Consider the following 17,502-nt stretch of genomic DNA (forward strand, 5'->3'; position numbering starts at 1 on the left):
AAATCCCCACCCTGAAAGCAGTGGGGTGGGGAAGATTACAATCCGAGAAATAGCCTCGCAATATTAAAGTAAATGAGAACGCCCAAAACATCGACGGCAGTTGTAATAAACGGTGCTGACATCAGGGCGGGATCTAACTTGATGGCGCGGAATAAAAACGGCAGGGCTGAACCGGATACCGAGGCCAAAATTGAAATCGCGATTAAAGAGATGCCGACACAGAAGGCGACCTGAAGATTAACTTGCAAGAGGAAATAAGCCCAAATGGTGGCGAGGGTTCCCAAAATTGTTCCCAGTAATGCACCGGCAATTCCTTCTCGCCAGATGACTTTGAGCGGTCCGAGTAAGCGAATTTCATCCGTATTCATCCCCCGAATTACTACAGTGGAAGATTGTGCACCGACATTCCCTCCAGTCCCGGTGAGTAGGGGGATAAAGGCGGTGAGTACGACGACTTGCTGCAATAAGTCTTTTTGGGAATTAATAATGGATCCGGTGACGGTATTGGTAAGCAATAAGACGAACAGCCACACGACACGGCGTCGCGCCACGGTCCATAAACTCATTTCAAAATAATTATCCCCATCGGACTGGACTCCACCCAAGGCATAAATATCCTCGGTGGTTTCCTGTTCCATAATGTCGATCGCATCATCGATGGTGATGACCCCGACTAAGCGTTGTTCGCGATCGACAACGGGGATCGCGAGGAAATCATAGCGCTGAATCAGGCGGGAGACTTCCTCGCCGTCGGTATCCGTATGGACGAATACGACATCCCGAGTCATGATTTCACTTATTTTTTCCTCGGGGGAACTAATTACCAAGTCTCGCAGGGAAACGATGCCGGTTAAGCGGCGTTCGCTATCCATGACATAGAGGTAATAAATAATTTCTGCTACCGGAGACAGGGTGCGAATCCGTTCCAGGGTTTGGCTAACGCTCATATTTTCCCGGACGGAAATATATTCCGGGGTCATGATTCTCCCAGCGGTTCCGGATTCGTAGCCCATCAGCAGGGCGGTGGACTGCCATTCCGTGGGAGACAGTTGCGCCCGTAAACGGCGCACGACTTTCGAGGGCAACTCATCCAGCAGTCGGGCGCGATCGTCGGGGGACATATTGCCAATGATATCCAGGACATCTTGGCGCTTGAAGTCTTCTAAAAGCACCTGTTGGACGCTGGTATCGAGGTGTTCATAAACTTCCGTTGCTTCCTGTTTGGAGAGCAAGCGAAAGGCGATCGCCTGCATGGCTTCGGGCATTCCTTCGATCGCTTCGGCGATATCCACAGGTTGAACTGGGACTAAAATCGCTTTAGCCCCCTGGAGGTCCCCCTGTCTAAGCAGGGCTTCCAGTTGCGATCGCACTAAGTCAGGTATTTCTCTCCGCGACAGGGTCCCGAGGGGAGAGGATATCGGTTGAGGTTCAGTCACGTTAAACTCCCTGGATCCAGTCCGATCACTATTCTATACAATTGAGGGGGACAAGAACTCGTCACCCCAGGCGAAACCGGGCGCGTCGAACGGGATCTCTCCAGTGGTTTCCCAGTCACTCCGCACCTCCCAAAAGCTGCTGTGCCACCGTTAAATAAATTAACACCCCCAGGACATCCACAGCGGTGGTAATAAAGGGCGCTGACATTAAGGCGGGGTCCAATCCCACCCGATAGAATAAAAACGGCAAGGCGGACCCGGCGAAGGAGGCGAGAATCGTAATCGCCAGCAAACTCACCCCCACGGAAATAGCAACCAGCAGATTTCCGGCCAGGAAATAAGCCCAAATTGTGACAACAATGGAGAGCATTACTCCTAATAATCCCCCGGCAATGGTCTCCCGTCCAATCGTTATCCAGGCTTTTCCTTCCCGAATTGCATTGATATTTAATCCTCGAATTACCACGGTGGAAGACTGTGCACCGACGTTTCCCCCAGTATCAATTAATAAGGGAATAAATGCGGCCAGTGCGACGACTTGTTCGAGAATATCTTCTCGGGCGCGAATCACTGCCGAAGTGGCTGTATTTGTGATTAATAAAATTAACAACCAACCCACCCGTTTGCGCGCCACGGTAAATACGTTGGTTTGAAAATAGTTTTCTCCCCCGCTTGCCACCCCACCAAGGGCATAAATATCTTCCGTGGTTTCCGCTTCCACCACATCCATGACATCATCCACGGTGATAATGCCCACGAGACGTTGTTCGCTATCAACCACAGGTAAGGCTAGAAAATCATAGCGCTGAATTAATCGGGCGGCTTCTTCGCGATCGGTTTCCGTGGAAATAAAAACGGGTTCTCGCCGGGTAATTTCTGATAGAAGTTGTGCGGGTTTGGAAACCACTAAATCTCGCAGAGAAATCGTGCCAATTAAGTGCCGAGAGGCATCAATCACGTACAGATAATAAATGATTTCACTAACATTGGCTAAATTTCTAATCCGCTCTAGGGCTTGGGCGACGGTGATATTTTCTTTGACCGCGATATATTCCGGGGTCATCATTCTCCCGGCACTATCAGGGGGATAGCCTAAGAGCAAGGAGGTGGTTTGACGTTCTTGGGGACTGAGTTGTTCGAGGATGCGCTTGACGACTTTTGCGGGCAATTCATCGAACAATCGGGCGCGGGCATCCGGGGACATTTTATCAACAATATCCAGAACATCCTGACGTTTAAATTCTTCGATTAAGGCATATTGAATACTAGAATCCAGATATTCATAAACCTCGATCGCCTCTTCTTTGGATAATAAGCGAAAGGCGATCGCTTGCATGGTTTGGGGTAATCCTTCAATCGCCTCGGCGATATCTGCGGGTTGGACGGGAATGAGTAATGCTTTTGCTCCGGGTAGGTTATTTTGTTCAAGTAAGGCTTGCAATTGCGATCGCACGAGTTGGCGTAATGCGTCTCGGGTCGTCGGCGGGACGGACGGCAATTCAGTATTATTATCACTCATGAGCCACTCTCTAATCGGTTCTATAGTTCCGAGTGTGGTTGGGGTTTTTTCCCCAATCGATAGGGTCTAATGCAGGCGAAATCAGGCAACAGAATCTCGAAATTTGTTGCGATCGCGGTGGCAAAATTCCCATTCATGATAGTCCCAAGCGCATCGAGTTCGCGGTTGACCAATGATTTGATTTCCATTGGCGATCGCGACCCAAAACGCTAACCAAAATCAGCAACAGGGACTTTAAATTTGCATCCAGGATCGGGTTAGACTAACACCTCGTTAGCCTAACCTTCACCCTGGGTTTAAATGTTTAAGCCTTCGGTAATTCATGATTCATCTCCATTCCTAACATGACCGCCCTCTTTCCCGGGGGTCACGAGATGAACCAGAAAACTCGCCGATGGAGTCACGCTAGGTCATTTCACTGACTAAACCGCCCGGTTGTGGGGAAACGGTCGAGGTTCGTCTAAAGGCTCGTCAGCCATTGAGTCTGCCTGAGTAATCGTTGCAATACAACTACTACCAGAGCTTTCCACTTGAGTATTCCTTACTTGTTTAAGTTGCGTTTAAGATCGGGAAGTTCAGAGGGTTCTGAAAGCCCTTTTTCCTTATAGCACTCTTCAGAAAACAGGTCAAGCTTTTTAGGATTTTTTTTAGGGAAAAAGGTTTCCAATATTTCCCTCGGGTCAGAAGTTCAGTGGAGATTACCCGTCTTTCTGACCCTTTGCTGCCTGCTAAAATTTCCGTCTGAGAATTCCTCTATCCCCTTTTCAAAGGATAAATTCCTCAAAAAAATGACTCTAATTTTATTCAGGTTCTCCCGCAATATCCGGGGTTGGTACGACCAAGACGGGAACGGAACTCCCCGCTAAAACTCCTTGAAAAATTGACCTGATCGGCGTTTCTTCTTGGTTTGGATTAGGGCATTTTCCGACCACAATTGCCGTGACCGGATGCGCTTTTGACCAAGCCAAGATTGTATCCACCACTGCCCCTTTTTCCCGGATGAACTGATGACGAATATCTGCTAAAATTCCCAGAGTCATCTCCTGAATCGCTTGAGTTTCCTGCGGGTTATCTACGGTGGTTACATACAAAACGATCGCCTCTCCATGACTACGCCGAGCTAAATCTGCCGTTTGTTTCAAGACTTCCCTGGCCCCCTTGGAACTCTCCAACGCTGCTAAAAACATAGTTCGAGTATTCACGGTTACTTTGGTGGGGTCTACTTCTCCTTTTTTCAGCAATTTTGGAGCAAAAGTGGGAATCGCCCAAGCCCCCAAAGGCGCTGTCACTAAAATTGACAACGCAGCAATGGCTAAAATAATTTCACCGCCTTCAATGCCATAGGCTAAAGGTAATGCACCCAAGGCCGCTTGCACCGTTGCTTTTGCAGAATTTCCCGGTAATAAAAACAGTTTTTCTTGCCAATTCCAATTGCTTCCTGCTGTCGAAAGAGTCCAACCAATGGTTCTCCCGATTAATAAGCCCACTGCTAAAATAGTTAAGCCCGGTAAGAACATTTCTCCCAAAACATGGAGCTGAATACTGGCTCCCATTAACACAAATAAGATAATTTCGGCCACAATCCACAGGCTATTAAATCCGTTGCGGAGTCGGCGGGCCAGGGGTGCATCCAGTTCGATTAGAAAAAATCCCATCGACATCACTGCTAGATACCCTGAAAAGTAAGGGAATTCCCGGGCAGTAAGCACGGCAACGGCGGCAACAACGGCGGCAATTAAGATATCTTGGACGGGATTTTTACTCCAGCTTTGCCGTTCCAGGAGAGAGACTAATAATTGGGCGGCTAAATAACCGGCAACGATTCCTAAAACAATCTGGATAATAGCTTGGAAGGGAAGTAAGAGAAGCGGATTTAATGAGAGTCCCCCGGGCAAAATAATTGCCTCGATTTCCCCTTGCTGGAGGAAATTTAACAGTAAACTAAAGACGAGTAAGAGGACTACATCCGAGACGGCAGACCCAGTTAAAATAGCATCGGGAATGCCTTTTTTGACGCCCCAACCCAAGCGTTTGAGACGCAACATTCCTGGGACAATAACGGCGGGAGATTCAGCAGCAATAATGCAACCGAGGAGTAACCCAGTTAATAGGTCAAACTGGAAGAGAAACACAGAAGCAATGGCGATCGCCCCCGTTTCCAGGATAGCGGGTAAAATGCCCAATCGCAGGGCGACGGTTCCTTGTTCCGCCAACTTGTCGCGATCGAGTCCGAGTCCCGCTTTCATCAAGATAATCATCACTGCCATTGTTCGTAAATCATCGGCAGCAGCGAGAATTTCCGGTTCTAAGCGGTTTCCGACTTCGGGACCGAGGATGACTCCCACCAAAATCATGCCAATGAGGGGGGGTGCACCGAGACGACGGGCGAATTGACCCGCAAAAAAGCCCATTCCCAGGATCCAAATTATACTGATTAACATTGCTCATGCTCCTGAACAGGTGTGAAGGGGCTGGTCCAGGAGAGGATTGATGCGATCGCCCTACCTCCCGGCATTCAGCCCGGACAGGTAGGAGCCATCAGCCTTTCAGCCCCCCATCGGGATCGCTGAATCGGCGGTTATGGCGAGCTCCATCGCCTTCAATCTTAAATCAGAACTTAATATAGCATAAATTTCCGCAACAATCCAGTAATTGACCCATTTTTTTATTAGACAGAACGACTCAAAAATCATCCCTCTGCTGCCACAATCTCTTTCTGGAGATAGAAACCTTCAGAGGATTAAGTTTTGTAAAATTCAAAGCAAGTGGGAATTTAACAGGAGTTTTTTCATGTCCCAGTACGATGTAATTATCATTGGAGCCGGTCATAACGGCTTAGTTTGTGCCGCTTATCTTTTAAAAGCCGGTAAAAGTGTTTTACTATTAGAAAAACGCTCAATTCCTGGGGGTGCAGCAACCACCGAAGAATCGTTGCCTGAAGAAGCCCCAGGGTTTAAATTTAACCTCTGCGCGATCGACCATGAATTTATCCATCTCGGACCCGTGGTGGAAGAATTAGAACTCAAAAAATACGGATTAGACTATCTGTATTGTGATCCGGTCCTCTTTTGTCCGCAACCCGATGGAAAATACTTCCTCGGGCATAAATCCGTAGACAAAACCTGTGAGGAGATTGCCCGCTACAGTGAGCGGGACGCGCAGAAATATGGAGAATTTATTCACTACTGGCAGAGAGTTTTGAATGCGATCGCTCCCATATTCAATGCCCCGCCTAAATCGATTATCGATATTACCGGCAATTATAATTTCGATAAAATTAAAGACCTTTTGTCTTTACTAGGAACCCCAGATAAAATCCTCGATTTTGCCCGAACCATGCTCAGTAGTCCTCAAGATATGTTAGAGGAATGGTTCGATACCGAAGTCGTCAAAGCACCCTTAGCTAGACTCGCCGCAGAAATGAGCATTCCGCCCTCACAAAAAGGGATGTCTGTGGGTGCAATTATGATGGCAATGCGTCATAATCCTGGCATGGCAAGACCCAGAGGAGGAACCGGCGCACTCACCCAAGCATTAGTGAATCGAGTCACCAGTCTTGGGGGTGAAATTTTGTGCGATCGCGGCGTTGAACGAATTTTAGTGGATAATAATCGCGCCGTCGGTGTCCGCGTGGATGGAGGTCAAGAATACCGCGCTAAAGAAGGGGTAATTTCCAATATTGATGCCAAACGAGTCTTCTTAGATTTAATCAATCCGGGAGATGTAGATTCCAGCGACCCCAACTTACGCGATCGGGTGGATCGCCGCATTGTCAACAACAATGAAAGCATCCTCAAACTGGATTGTGCCCTCTCAGAAATGCCGCGATTTGAAGCCTACAATCACCAAGATGAATATTTAATTGGGTCGGTTGTTATTGCCGATTCCGTTCATCATGTGGAAGAAAGTCATAGTCTCTGTCAACTTGGTAGGATTCCTGATGAAAATCCCTCCATCTATGCCGTTGTTCCCACCGTTCTTGATCCATCAATGGCCCCGGAAGGAAAGCATACCCTGTGGGTGGAATTCTTCGCTCCTTATCAGATTCATGGCGCAGAAGGAACCGGACAAAATGGCACGGGATGGACTGATGAACTGAAAAACAAAGTGGCCGATCGCCTGATTGATAAACTATCGGATTATGCGCCGAATCTCAAAAATTCAATTATTGCGCGACGGGTAGAAAGTCCAGCGGAACTGGGCGCTCGCCTTGGGTCTTATAAGGGCAATCATTACCATATTGATATGACCTTAGACCAGATGATTTTCTTCCGTCCTCTGCCAGAAATCGCCAACTACAAAACTCCCATTGATGGGTTATTTTTAACCGGCGCTGGTACTCATCCCGGTGGTTCAATTTCTGGAATGCCCGGACGGAACTGTGCTCGGGTATTTTTATTCCAGCAGCAACCCATGAGCCAAACCTTAAAAGATGCGACCAATTCGGTCAAGTCAATGGCAAATTCTGTGTTTAATTTGTCCAGTTAATAGCGGTTTTTAGCCTTTTAAAGGGGGGGGTTAGAGAAGGATTCTTGATTTTTTTATCTCCCCTTTAGATAGGCAACCGCTGAGATAACTGTTGGGTCAATGATTTCTTAGACGAATCAAAGACCTGTTACCCAAACCGCATAACCCATCTCATTTGTTGACCAAGCACTTGACTCAATCTCCGGTCCCCTCCCCTAAACTTAGGGGAGGGATATGGCCTTTTATTTTAGTTGAAAAAGCCCTGAATTTGAAGGTTGATTGCCTTTTGTGCAAACCTCTATTTAAGCGAAAAATAAAGAGCATCATGACCTGGATTAGGGAGAGAAGTGCTAGTCTGATAGATTGGGCTGTTCCCTTAATCATTTGTTCCTTTAATCGACTACTAAAAGAGGAGCGATCGCTTTGATAGATGTTTACATTCTCAATATGCTGGCTATCGGGTTTTTACTGCTGTCAGTAACTGTATTTTCCGGTTGGATTAAGCGATTGCCGCTTTCTTATGCCCTAATTTATTTAGTCGTTGGGATTTTGATTGGTCCTTATGGACTGAGATTAGTTATGGTGCGCCCAGATGCCAATTTTCTGGAGCGATTGAGTGAATTAGTGGTCATTATTTCATTGTTTAGTTGCGGCCTCAAAATGAATCGTCCACTCAATTTATGGGCATGGCAGACGACGGCCCGATTAATTGGATTTTTGATGCCCATTTCTATTGTCGCGATCGCGGTAGTCGGGCGCTTATTTTTAGGCATGGATTGGGGGGCTGCGATTTTACTCGGGGCTATTCTCGCCCCCACCGATCCGGTTTTGGCATCAGAAGTTCAATTGGCTCATTTTGAGGATAAAGATGAACTCCGGTTTGGCTTAACGTCTGAAGGGGGATTAAATGATGCCTTGGCTTTCCCCTTTGTTTATTTTGGGTTATATCTGCTAAAAGATAGTGATATCAATAACTGGATTTACGAGTGGTTGGTTATCGATTTAATTTGGGCGATCGCTGCGGGTCTCGGCATGGGCATTATCGTCGCTTCTGCCATTGTTTGGATCGAAAAGCAATTAAATCGTGCTCGTCCCGTCGATGAACTCATGCAAGATTTTATTGCTTTGAGTACCATTTTATTGGCTTATTCCCTAACGGAAGTGATTAATGGATATGGGTTTCTCGCGGTATTTGTCGCCGGAGTGACGGTCCGCAGAAGCTACAGCCGCGATTCAGAACGAACCGAGTCTCAACTGAGATTAACGGAACGGGTGGAAAAACTGCTAGAAGTAGGAACTATCTTATTACTCGGGTCTCTGCTAAGAATAGAACCGAGTTTACAGTTTGCGGGAGATGCGTTAATCATCGCAGGATTTTTGTTGTTTATTATTCGTCCCCTGGGAACTTGGATTAGTACCATTGGCTCAAATTTTCATCGCTCAAAACGGTTATTGATGGGGTGGTTTGGAATTCGGGGTGTAGGTTCAGTCTATTATCTCACTTATGCGATGGGCAAAGGGTTAGAAGGAGAAACTGCGGAAAAAATCGCTTGGATTGTTTTTCTGACCCTGGTGATTTCGGCTATTGTGCATGGCATTAGTGCGACTCCCTTGATGAATTGGTATGGGGCCAAGTTGGAGAAAAGAAGGGTAACCCTAAAAGGCGATCGCCCCTGAGAGCAAGCAAGATGCGCGCACTCCTGATAGTCTCTCTCTGGAACCCCTGAGTTTGGGAACCGCGATAGAGGCGCTAGAACACTGAATAGGGGCCAAAAACTCGGCTTCTTCTCTCTCTCTAGTTCTGTACACCCAGACTAGGGAGAATTTCTATAATAAGGGAAATGAGCTGATGCATGGGTGGGAGGGCTATAATGAGCGAATCACCGGACTTTATTCTGTATGCGCAACATGGATGGGCGGATACTTATCATAAAATTGCGACATTGGCTGAGGCTTTAAAAACCCCAAATTGTCGGATTATTACGCCCAATTTGGGTTGGTTGCGGACCTTTTATCGGATTGAACCCTTAATTCAAACCGTGGAAACTATCGTAGGCGAAACCCTCGCCACCTATCCCACTACTCCAATGCGAATTATTGGTCATTCAATGGGGGGATTAATTTGGTTAGAAGTGCTGCATCGCCATCCGGAATGGCGATCGCAAATTCACTCCTTAGTTTTGCTGGCTTCTCCTGTGGGTGGGGCGGATTTAGCCCGGATTTTAGACCCCTTTAAATGGGGACTGGGGATGGGTCGGGACTTAGGCATTAATCGGCGTCAAATTGCCGAGTCTCTGGCTGAAATTATCCCCACGTTAGTTATTGCTGGAGATAGCGATAATGGTAGCGATCGCACGATTAGTATTGAAGCGACTAAGTTTAACCGCGCTCAATTTATCTGTTTGCCTGGGATCTCTCATCCCGCCCTCAAAAATCATCCCCAGTTAGTCCAAATTATTCGCGATTTTTGGGAAAATCCGGTGATTTCTCCTCCGCCAAAGGCCGATTTAATTTATGCCGTGATTCAGAAATTGCAAGCCCTTCCCGCCATGACTGCCGCCCATCGCCGGGATTTTGTCCGGGCTAAACCCTATCTAACGTTTAATACTGGGATGAAGATTAGAGTCTGGAAAAACCCCGTTCAGGTTCACCATGTTTTCATTGAAAATCCTCTAGGAATTTGTGTATTTTGCGGCTTTGTGGGATGGCAACATACCCAAGATTTATATCAGACTCTGAACCAGATTGCTGAAGAGTTTCAAGAGCATTTGACTGAATCAGAGGTCATTTTGTCTGTTTAAAATTACCCAAAGATAGCGTTTCCCCCAGGGAGGAGGTACAGAGATTTAGAGGAGTGCGTTATTGAAGGCTGTGCGGAACGTACTCCTAATCCCCTCTGTACTCCATGAGTCGGGAAACGACTCCCGAACCGATTTTGTACTCAGTCACGGGCGATCTTTCTTCGTATAGATGCCAGATTTGGAGAAAAATGCTGCAATGGGGGTATTGTTATCGATTAGAGACATGACTCAACGAGTTTTGATTATTGGCGGACGGGGACGGATCGGCAGCAGCATTGCTCAAGATTTGATCACCCATACTGATGCAGAAATTACGGTGACGGGACGGGACAAGACACCGGGAAAATCAGTGGATGAGACTCTGGGCGATCGCGTGCAGTTTCGGGCAGTACATTTAGACGATCGCGCTGGATTATCCCAGGCGATCGCAGATAGCGATCTCGTCATCCATAGTGCCGGACCCTTCCATCACCGCGATGCCCGAGTGCTGCAACTCTGCATCGATCGCGGCGTGAACTATACCGATGTTAGCGATAGTCGAGGATTCACGCGCAGGGCGCTGGCATTGCAAGACGCCGCCGAAAAAGCAGGCATAACCGCTATCATTAATACCGGCATTTTTCCCGGAATTTCTAATAGTATGGTTCGCCAAGGGGTGGAACAACTTCAAGAAGCCGATCGCATCCATTTAAGCTATGTTGTCGGGGGGTCAGGCGGTGCAGGAGTCACCGTCATGCGTACCACCTTTTTAGGCTTACAAAACCCCTTTGATGCTTGGATTGATGGTCGATGGCAACCCGTTAAACCCTATACCGATCGCGAAACCATCGAATTTCCCCCACCATACGGAAAGGTCGGAGTTTACTGGTTTGATATGCCTGAAGCTTTCACCTTACCCGACTCCTTCCCGGTGAAAACTGCGATTACAAAATTCGGCACTTCCCCGGATTTGTACAACCATTTAACCTGGATGGTGGCAAATTTATGGCCTTCCGCCGCCCTGAAAAATTCCGCCGTAGTCGAGTTTTTATCTCAAGTCAGCTACCGCATGACAGGATTCACCGACAAATTTAGCGGGACTGGGGTAGCGGTGCGATCAGAAGTTAACGGACGTAACAGCGCAGGAGAACCCGCCACCGTTTGCAGTGCCGTGGTTCATCCTAGTGCCGCTGTTGCCACCGGAATCGGCACCGGAACCATCGCCGAACTGATGCTGAAAGGAAAACTCACTAAACCCGGCGTATGGCCCGTAGAACAAGCCTTATCTACGCCGTTATTTGAATCAATTATGACAACTCGGGGAATCGAGATCGCTCATCATTGGTTGTAAGCTGTCCCTATCTATATCTTAGCCCGGATCAACCATGCACACTTGTCTGAATTATATTGAGGGTCACTGGTTACCCCCCGCCTCTGGGGAAACAATGGAAAGTCGCAATCCCGCCCACTGGCGCGAACTGGTGGCAACTTTTCCGCGATCGGACCAAAGTGATATAGACCGGGCTGTAACCGCCGCCCGCCATGCCTATCGCACTTGGCGGCGCGTTCCAGCACCAGAACGGGCAGAATTGTTATACCGCTTTGGAGAATTATTGCGCGATCGCAAAGCAGAACTGGCTTATTTAATGAGTCAGGAAATGGGAAAACCCCTGCGTGAAGCCAATGGCGATGTCCAAGAAGGCATTGATTGCGCTTTTTATTATGCCGGAGAAGGTCGCCGTTTGTTCGGACAAACCACCACCTCGGAAATGGACAATAAATTTGCGATGACGGTACGAATGCCGATCGGGGTCTGTGGGTTAATCACCCCTTGGAATTTTCCCATCGCCATTCCCTGTTGGAAAGCAATGCCTGCCTTAGTCTGCGGCAATACCCTCGTCCTGAAACCGTCCGAAGATACCCCCGCCGTAACTCACTTCCTGTTTCAGGTGTTCCATGATGCCGGATTTCCCCCCGGTGTGGTTAATCTGGTACATGGATTGGGAGAAGAAGTGGGAAAAGCCTTAGTAGAACATCCCGACGTCAATTTAATTTCCTTAACCGGGTCCTCACAAACTGGCGCAGAAGTGGCGGCAATCTGCGCCAAACAGCACAAGCGGGTTTGTTTGGAACTAGGGGGAAAAAATGCCCAAGTCGTGATGGAGGATGCGGATTTAGAATTAGCCCTAGAAGGCGCAGTCTGGGGCGCTTTTGGCACGAGTGGGCAACGGTGCACCGCCACCAGCCGTCTCCTGCTGCATCGGGATATTAAAGATAAATTTACCGCAATGCTGCTCGATCGCACTCGGAAACTCCGTTTGGGTCCCGGAACAGACCCGAATACTGACATTGGGCCAATTGTCAATGCCACGCAATTGAATACCATTGAGGAGTATATGGAAATCGCCCATCAAGAGGGGGCAAAGATTTTAATCGGCGGCAATCGCACAACGGAGGGCACCCTCACAGGAGGATTCTTTTTTGAACCCACTATCCTGGATGGGGTGATGCCGAATATGCGGGTGGCGCGGGAAGAGATTTTTGGTCCGGTGGTGGCATTGATAGAAATTTCTTCCTTTGAAGAAGCGATCGCCATTCTCAATGATACCCCCTACGGGTTATCTTCTTCCGTTTATACTCGTGATGTGAATCGGGCATTTCAAGCCATGCGCGATATTGAAGCCGGAATCACCTATATTAACGGTCCCACCATTGGCGCTGAGGTACATTTACCCTTTGGGGGTGTCAAACAAACCGGCAACGGACATCGCGAGGCGGGAACAGCGGCGCTGGATGTGTTTACGGAATGGAAAACAGTCTATGTAGACTTTTCGGGACGCTTACAACGGGCGCAAATCGACAATCGCGAGTAATTGGAGTCGGGAGTACCTCGGGGTGAATCTCAGAGGGCGATCGGCTCAGAATCATGCAATCCCCGCCCGATTTGGCCCACAAATGGGCTATGATGAGTTCTGGGATAAGTCCCTTTTGAATCATCTGTTTTGAACCCACAAACCATAGGAGTCACGATGTCTACCGCCCCCAAAATTCTCGCCTTTGCCGGAAGCGCTCGCGAAGCGTCCTTTAACAAAAAACTCGTTCAAATTGCGGCCAATGGCGCTAGAAAAGCCGGTGCAGAGGTCACTTATATTGACCTGAGAGATTTCCCAATCCCCCTGTTTGACCAAGACTTAGAAGCCGCAGAAGGAATGCCAAGGTATGCTCAGGAGTTGAAATCGCTCTTCTTTGCTCACCAAGGTGTGTTGATTGCCTCTCCGGAGTATAATAGTACCATCAGTCCCCTGCTCAAAAATGCGATCGACTGGGTATCTCGTCCCGCGCCAGGTGAACCGATGCTGGCCGCTTTTTCCGGTAAAGTTGTGGGAATTATGAGTACCTCTCCCGGTGGTTTAGGAGGATTACGGGGTTTAGCTCAACTCCGGGAAATGCTGGCGAATATTAGTATGATTGTGGTACCGAATCAAATAGCGATTCCCCAAGCCTTTGAAGCCTTTACAGAATCGGGAACGTTAAATGACCCCAAAAAGCAAGAAACGGTGGAAAATATCGGTGTCACAGTAGCACAAATGTTAACCAAGTTGAATGCTTAATTTAAGCAGAATGGTTAGCGTAATTCCGATTAATTTATCTTTCTGAATTATTTCAAAGGGTAAGAAACCGGGTTTCGGCGTTAACTTTGGCTGACTCTGCTAAGAGTTAGGTAAAGAAACCCGGTTTTTGAGTTATTTCAAAGGGCAAGAAACTGGATTTTTGAAAATCTATTCTTCAATTTTTGTGCGAATAAGCGTTAATAAATCGCGCGTTTTATAAGGTTTAGATAAATAGGTCGGGCCGCTCTTTTCCGTTGATGCGGATACGGGAAGATTGCTCATCAATCCACTAACGGCAATAATTTTAATGGCGGGATTAATTTTTTGAAGTGCTTTTAGGGTGAGTTTTCCATCCATTAATGGCATCATCATATCCAGAATCACCACGGCAATTTCTGAGGACCGTTGACTGTAGAGGGAAATAGCCTCCATGCCATCAGCAGCCGTTAATACATTATAGCCAAATTTTTGGAGGAGGGCTTGAGCAATTTCACAGATGGCAACTTCATCATCTACGACTAAAATTAACTCCCCGGATCCGAAAGGGAGTTCGGTTGGTTCTGCAGTTAGCACTTCCGTTCCCTGCATGGCAGGCAAGTAGACAGTAAAAGCACTTCCTTTGCCAATTTGACTAGAAACGGATAAAAATCCGCCATGATTTTTAACGATACCTCGAACCGTGGGTAACCCGAGTCCCGTGCCTTTTCCTAATCCTTTGGTCGTAAAAAAAGGTTCAAATAAGCGGTCTAAAATTTCCGGGGGAATCCCGGTTCCTGTATCGCAAATTGTGAGTTTAATATAAGAACCCAGTTGAGCCTCGGGGTCGAGGGTTAAATCGGATTTGGTGAGGGTGAAGTTTTCAGCCTGAATCGATAAAGTTCCCCCGTTTGGCATCGCATCCCGAGCGTTGACGCACAGATTCATCAAGATTTGATGGAGGTGAGTAGGGTCGCCGGAAATCAACCAAAGTTTGGGGTTAATTGTGGTAGAAATTTGAATAGATTTGGGAAAGGTTTCTCGGGCGATCGCGACGATTTCATCAATCAGGTGTTTGATTTGAACCAGGGTTCGATTCCCATCCAACCCTTTGGCAAAAGATAGCACTTGTTTGAGCAGGTCCGCGCCGCGCAAGGTGTTAATTTCTAACATGGAAATTAAGCGCATTTGCTGGGCATTTAAGGGGAACATTTCCAACAGTTGCACCGCCCCCAAAATGGGGGTGAGAATGTTGTTCAAATCATGGGCAATGCCACTGGCTAAAGTGCCAATACTTTCGAGGCGTTGGGCGCGCAAAAACTGGGCTTCAAGCTGTTTTTTCTCCGTAATATCTGTATTCACTGACAGGATGGAAAAGGGCCGATCGCGCTCGTCTCGGACTAGGGTCTGACGACTGGCAACGGTGATGGATTTACCCCCTTTGGTGACTTGTTCTAACTCTCCATGCCATTCGCCGGTTGTGAGGACCGTTTGCTCGATCTGGTTGAGTTCTTGGGCGCTTTTCACATCAAAAAGATGACTGCTGCTTTGGGCGATCGCTTCGCTGCGGGTCCATCCATATAATTTTTCCGCACCTTTATTCCAAAATACAATATTCTGCTGAAGGTCTTTGACCCAAATTGCATCGGTGGCAACATCTAAAAGCGCTGCCTGCTGGCGGACCTGTTCTTCAGCGCGTTTGCGCTCAGTGATATCGTATAATGCCCCAACAATTTCTTCACTTTGTTTCTCCCCTTTACAAATCAGCTTCATTTCATCCCGCACCCAGCGATAACTCCCGTCTGTATTCTGGAACCGATACTCACTGAGGGAATGACCGATTTGGTACAACTGCTTGATACTGGAAAATAGCGCCGGTGCATCATCGGGATGAATGCGATCGCGCCAAAATGAGGAGTCCCCTAAAATTTCTTCCGGTCGATATCCCAAATGTTCGAGAATATTCTCACTCACAAAGGTCGGGCAGTAAGGGTGGTCAGAAGGGCAGGTATAAATCACGGCTGGACTGGAGGACAACAAGTATTGAAGCTGACTTTGCGTGGCGATGAGTGCCGATTCCGTCCGTTTTAATTCCTTAATTTGATGTTGGAGTTCCGACTCCCGTAAAACCCGTTCCGTGACATCTTCAATGGTGGCGATCGTGCCAATCACTTGAGATGCTTCCATAAGGGGAGCAATCTTAGCACTTTGTAGCATATAAGGCACGCTTTTATAGACATCGGTTGGGAGCATGGGTAACAAAAACCCATGTAACCGCTGAGATAGGAGGGTAACTTGTCCGGCTAGGGCTTGGTAAAAAAATCGATCTAATCGCCGCTGCTTTAATTCGGGATAAATTTCTAGTAAATTTCTCCCCACCACCCGATTCACACTCAACCCACTATAGAGTTCCAGCCAACGATTCCAACTTTGGATATTCAAATCTACATCGGTCGTAAATATCCCTCGGTCAGCTAAGTCATTGACCCAATGAAGGAGATCTTGATTAGAGTTGAGCGGATCGGTAATATTGCTCATTTTACTAAGCCTTTGTTGATAGCTAACTATTATTCCATTATGAAGACATGGAAATGTTAGGGGGGTCTATCTCTCCCCGGGCCCAGTTATCAATCTCTTCGAGTAATTTTTCTAAAGAGACCACACTCAATACCATGACTAAATACCCCTGAATGGAATTTTCCTTCATCCGAAACCCAGTATAAACGACCATTGCATACCGCATTTCCGCTTTACCAATACTCAGAGAATGGAGTAACCCATCTAAGGCTTCTAAATGTAACCGAGGAACTGAAAAAGAAATTTGCATTTGTAACAAATTTCCAAAAACGCTTAGACAGGCGTTGAGTAAAATATTGCCTATTTCCGTGAGCACTTCGGCTGCCGAGGCATCCAGGCGATCGCGATGCATATCTTGTTCTGGCGTGACCAACTCAGTCAGTTGCAAGGCTCCGTCATAGTTCAACAATAACAGGGCATTTCCCGAAACCCGTCCTGTAAAAATTTGCTGAACCGTGGCAATTTCTCCCGTAACAAAGGTCCCGAGTTTGGCGCTGAGTTCTTCGATGGGGTGAATGGAAACCTGGGGAACCTCTAGTAACACTCGATGACCCGTGAGTTCCGAGAGCGCCGTCGCTGTGCGGGCGAAACCCATGTTCAGTAATTCGCTTAAGGCATCCTGTTGGATTTCTGTCAGCTTCATTCTACCCCTCCCGGGATTCCTTGGAGAACCTGATTTACGGTGTCCAGAACCGCATCGGGATTATAGGGCTTAGTCACATACCCCAGTGCTCCGGCTGCCATGACGGCAGCGCGGGTCATTTCTTGAAGATCAGCCGTCGCCATGACGATGCGGGCGTGATGGTCGAAGGCGCGTAATTTTTCCAGCACTTCGGTTCCCTGCATATCTGGCATGGCGATATCCAGTAAAACCAGATCTGGTTTTTCTATATAGTAACTCTCAATGCCCGTTAATCCATCCTTGGCCTCAATAATCAAGTGGCCTTCAGTCTGGAGGATGCGTCGCAGTATTCCCCGAGAAAGGGTAGAGTCATCAACAATCAAAATTTTTGCCATTGCCTTGCGTCTTTGTATCGGATTGGCAGTCAAGCTCTAACCCTGAGATTGAAGGATCCAACTTTCCAGCCGGTCCGCTTCATTTCCGCCCCCATTTGTTCATGCCCTTATCTTAACTC

General features: G+C 47.6%; 12 protein-coding genes and 1 riboswitch. Of the genes, 6 read left to right on the forward strand and 6 right to left on the reverse strand.

Annotated features, from left to right (window positions below; all coding sequences use genetic code 11):
• Nucleotides 1-35: 35 nt before the first annotated feature.
• From mgtE (NG796_RS04240) to NG796_RS04250, 3 genes are all read right to left on the reverse strand, one after another.
• Nucleotides 36-1,436 (reverse strand): magnesium transporter, encoded by a 1,401-nt coding sequence (gene mgtE / locus NG796_RS04240; RefSeq protein ID WP_261204669.1) that lies wholly within the window; start codon nt 1,434-1,436, stop codon nt 36-38.
• A 115-nt stretch (nt 1,437-1,551) separates the two neighbouring features.
• Complete coding sequence (gene mgtE, locus NG796_RS04245) at nt 1,552-2,955, reverse strand: magnesium transporter (protein ID WP_261204670.1); 1,404 nt, start codon at nt 2,953-2,955, stop codon at nt 1,552-1,554.
• 800 nt (nt 2,956-3,755) lie between these two features.
• Complete coding sequence (locus tag NG796_RS04250) at nt 3,756-5,396, reverse strand: cation:proton antiporter (RefSeq protein ID WP_261204671.1); 1,641 nt, start codon at nt 5,394-5,396, stop codon at nt 3,756-3,758.
• Nucleotides 5,397-5,477: 81 nt separating this feature from the next.
• Nucleotides 5,478-5,562, reverse strand: a riboswitch (Fluoride riboswitch).
• 183 nt (nt 5,563-5,745) lie between these two features.
• On the opposite strand from NG796_RS04250, the gene crtO reads away from it, so the two are divergent.
• The 6 genes from crtO to NG796_RS04280 all read left to right on the forward strand — a co-directional run bounded on the left by crtO (nt 5,746) and on the right by NG796_RS04280 (nt 13,813).
• Nucleotides 5,746-7,443 (forward strand): beta-carotene ketolase CrtO, encoded by a 1,698-nt coding sequence (gene crtO, locus NG796_RS04255; protein ID WP_261204672.1) that lies wholly within the window; start codon nt 5,746-5,748, stop codon nt 7,441-7,443.
• A 402-nt stretch (nt 7,444-7,845) separates the two neighbouring features.
• Entirely contained in the window at nt 7,846-9,099 is a 1,254-nt protein-coding gene (locus NG796_RS04260) for a cation:proton antiporter (protein WP_261204673.1), read from the forward strand.
• Between the two features lie 194 nt (nt 9,100-9,293).
• Entirely contained in the window at nt 9,294-10,223 is a 930-nt protein-coding gene (locus tag NG796_RS04265) for an alpha/beta fold hydrolase (protein ID WP_261204674.1), read from the forward strand.
• A gap of 223 nt (nt 10,224-10,446) precedes the next feature.
• The gene (locus NG796_RS04270; protein ID WP_261204675.1) at nt 10,447-11,553 is read left to right on the forward strand and encodes a saccharopine dehydrogenase family protein; all 1,107 of its coding nucleotides are present in this window, start codon (nt 10,447-10,449) and stop codon (nt 11,551-11,553) included.
• A 34-nt stretch (nt 11,554-11,587) separates the two neighbouring features.
• Nucleotides 11,588-13,075, forward strand: coding sequence for an aldehyde dehydrogenase family protein (locus tag NG796_RS04275; protein ID WP_261204676.1), 1,488 nt, complete (start codon nt 11,588-11,590; stop codon nt 13,073-13,075).
• Between the two features lie 156 nt (nt 13,076-13,231).
• Complete coding sequence (locus NG796_RS04280) at nt 13,232-13,813, forward strand: NADPH-dependent FMN reductase (protein WP_261204677.1); 582 nt, start codon at nt 13,232-13,234, stop codon at nt 13,811-13,813.
• Between the two features lie 168 nt (nt 13,814-13,981).
• On the opposite strand, the gene NG796_RS04285 is transcribed toward NG796_RS04280, so the two are convergent.
• The 3 genes from NG796_RS04285 to NG796_RS04295 are packed head-to-tail and all read right to left on the reverse strand — an operon-like array spanning nt 13,982 to nt 17,416.
• A complete protein-coding gene (locus tag NG796_RS04285; RefSeq protein ID WP_261204678.1) occupies nt 13,982-16,327 on the reverse strand; it encodes a PAS domain S-box protein in 2,346 nt (781 codons plus the stop codon).
• Between the two features lie 37 nt (nt 16,328-16,364).
• A complete protein-coding gene (locus tag NG796_RS04290) occupies nt 16,365-17,009 on the reverse strand; it encodes a chemotaxis protein CheC (RefSeq protein ID WP_261204679.1) in 645 nt (214 codons plus the stop codon).
• Complete coding sequence (locus NG796_RS04295) at nt 17,006-17,416, reverse strand: response regulator transcription factor (protein ID WP_317619270.1); 411 nt, start codon at nt 17,414-17,416, stop codon at nt 17,006-17,008. The genes NG796_RS04290 and NG796_RS04295 overlap by 4 nt, the downstream gene beginning before the upstream one ends.
• Nucleotides 17,417-17,502 lie beyond the last annotated feature (86 nt).

The organism is Laspinema sp. D2d (assembly GCF_025370755.1).
Taxonomy (GTDB): Bacteria; Cyanobacteriota; Cyanobacteriia; order Cyanobacteriales; family Laspinemataceae; genus Laspinema.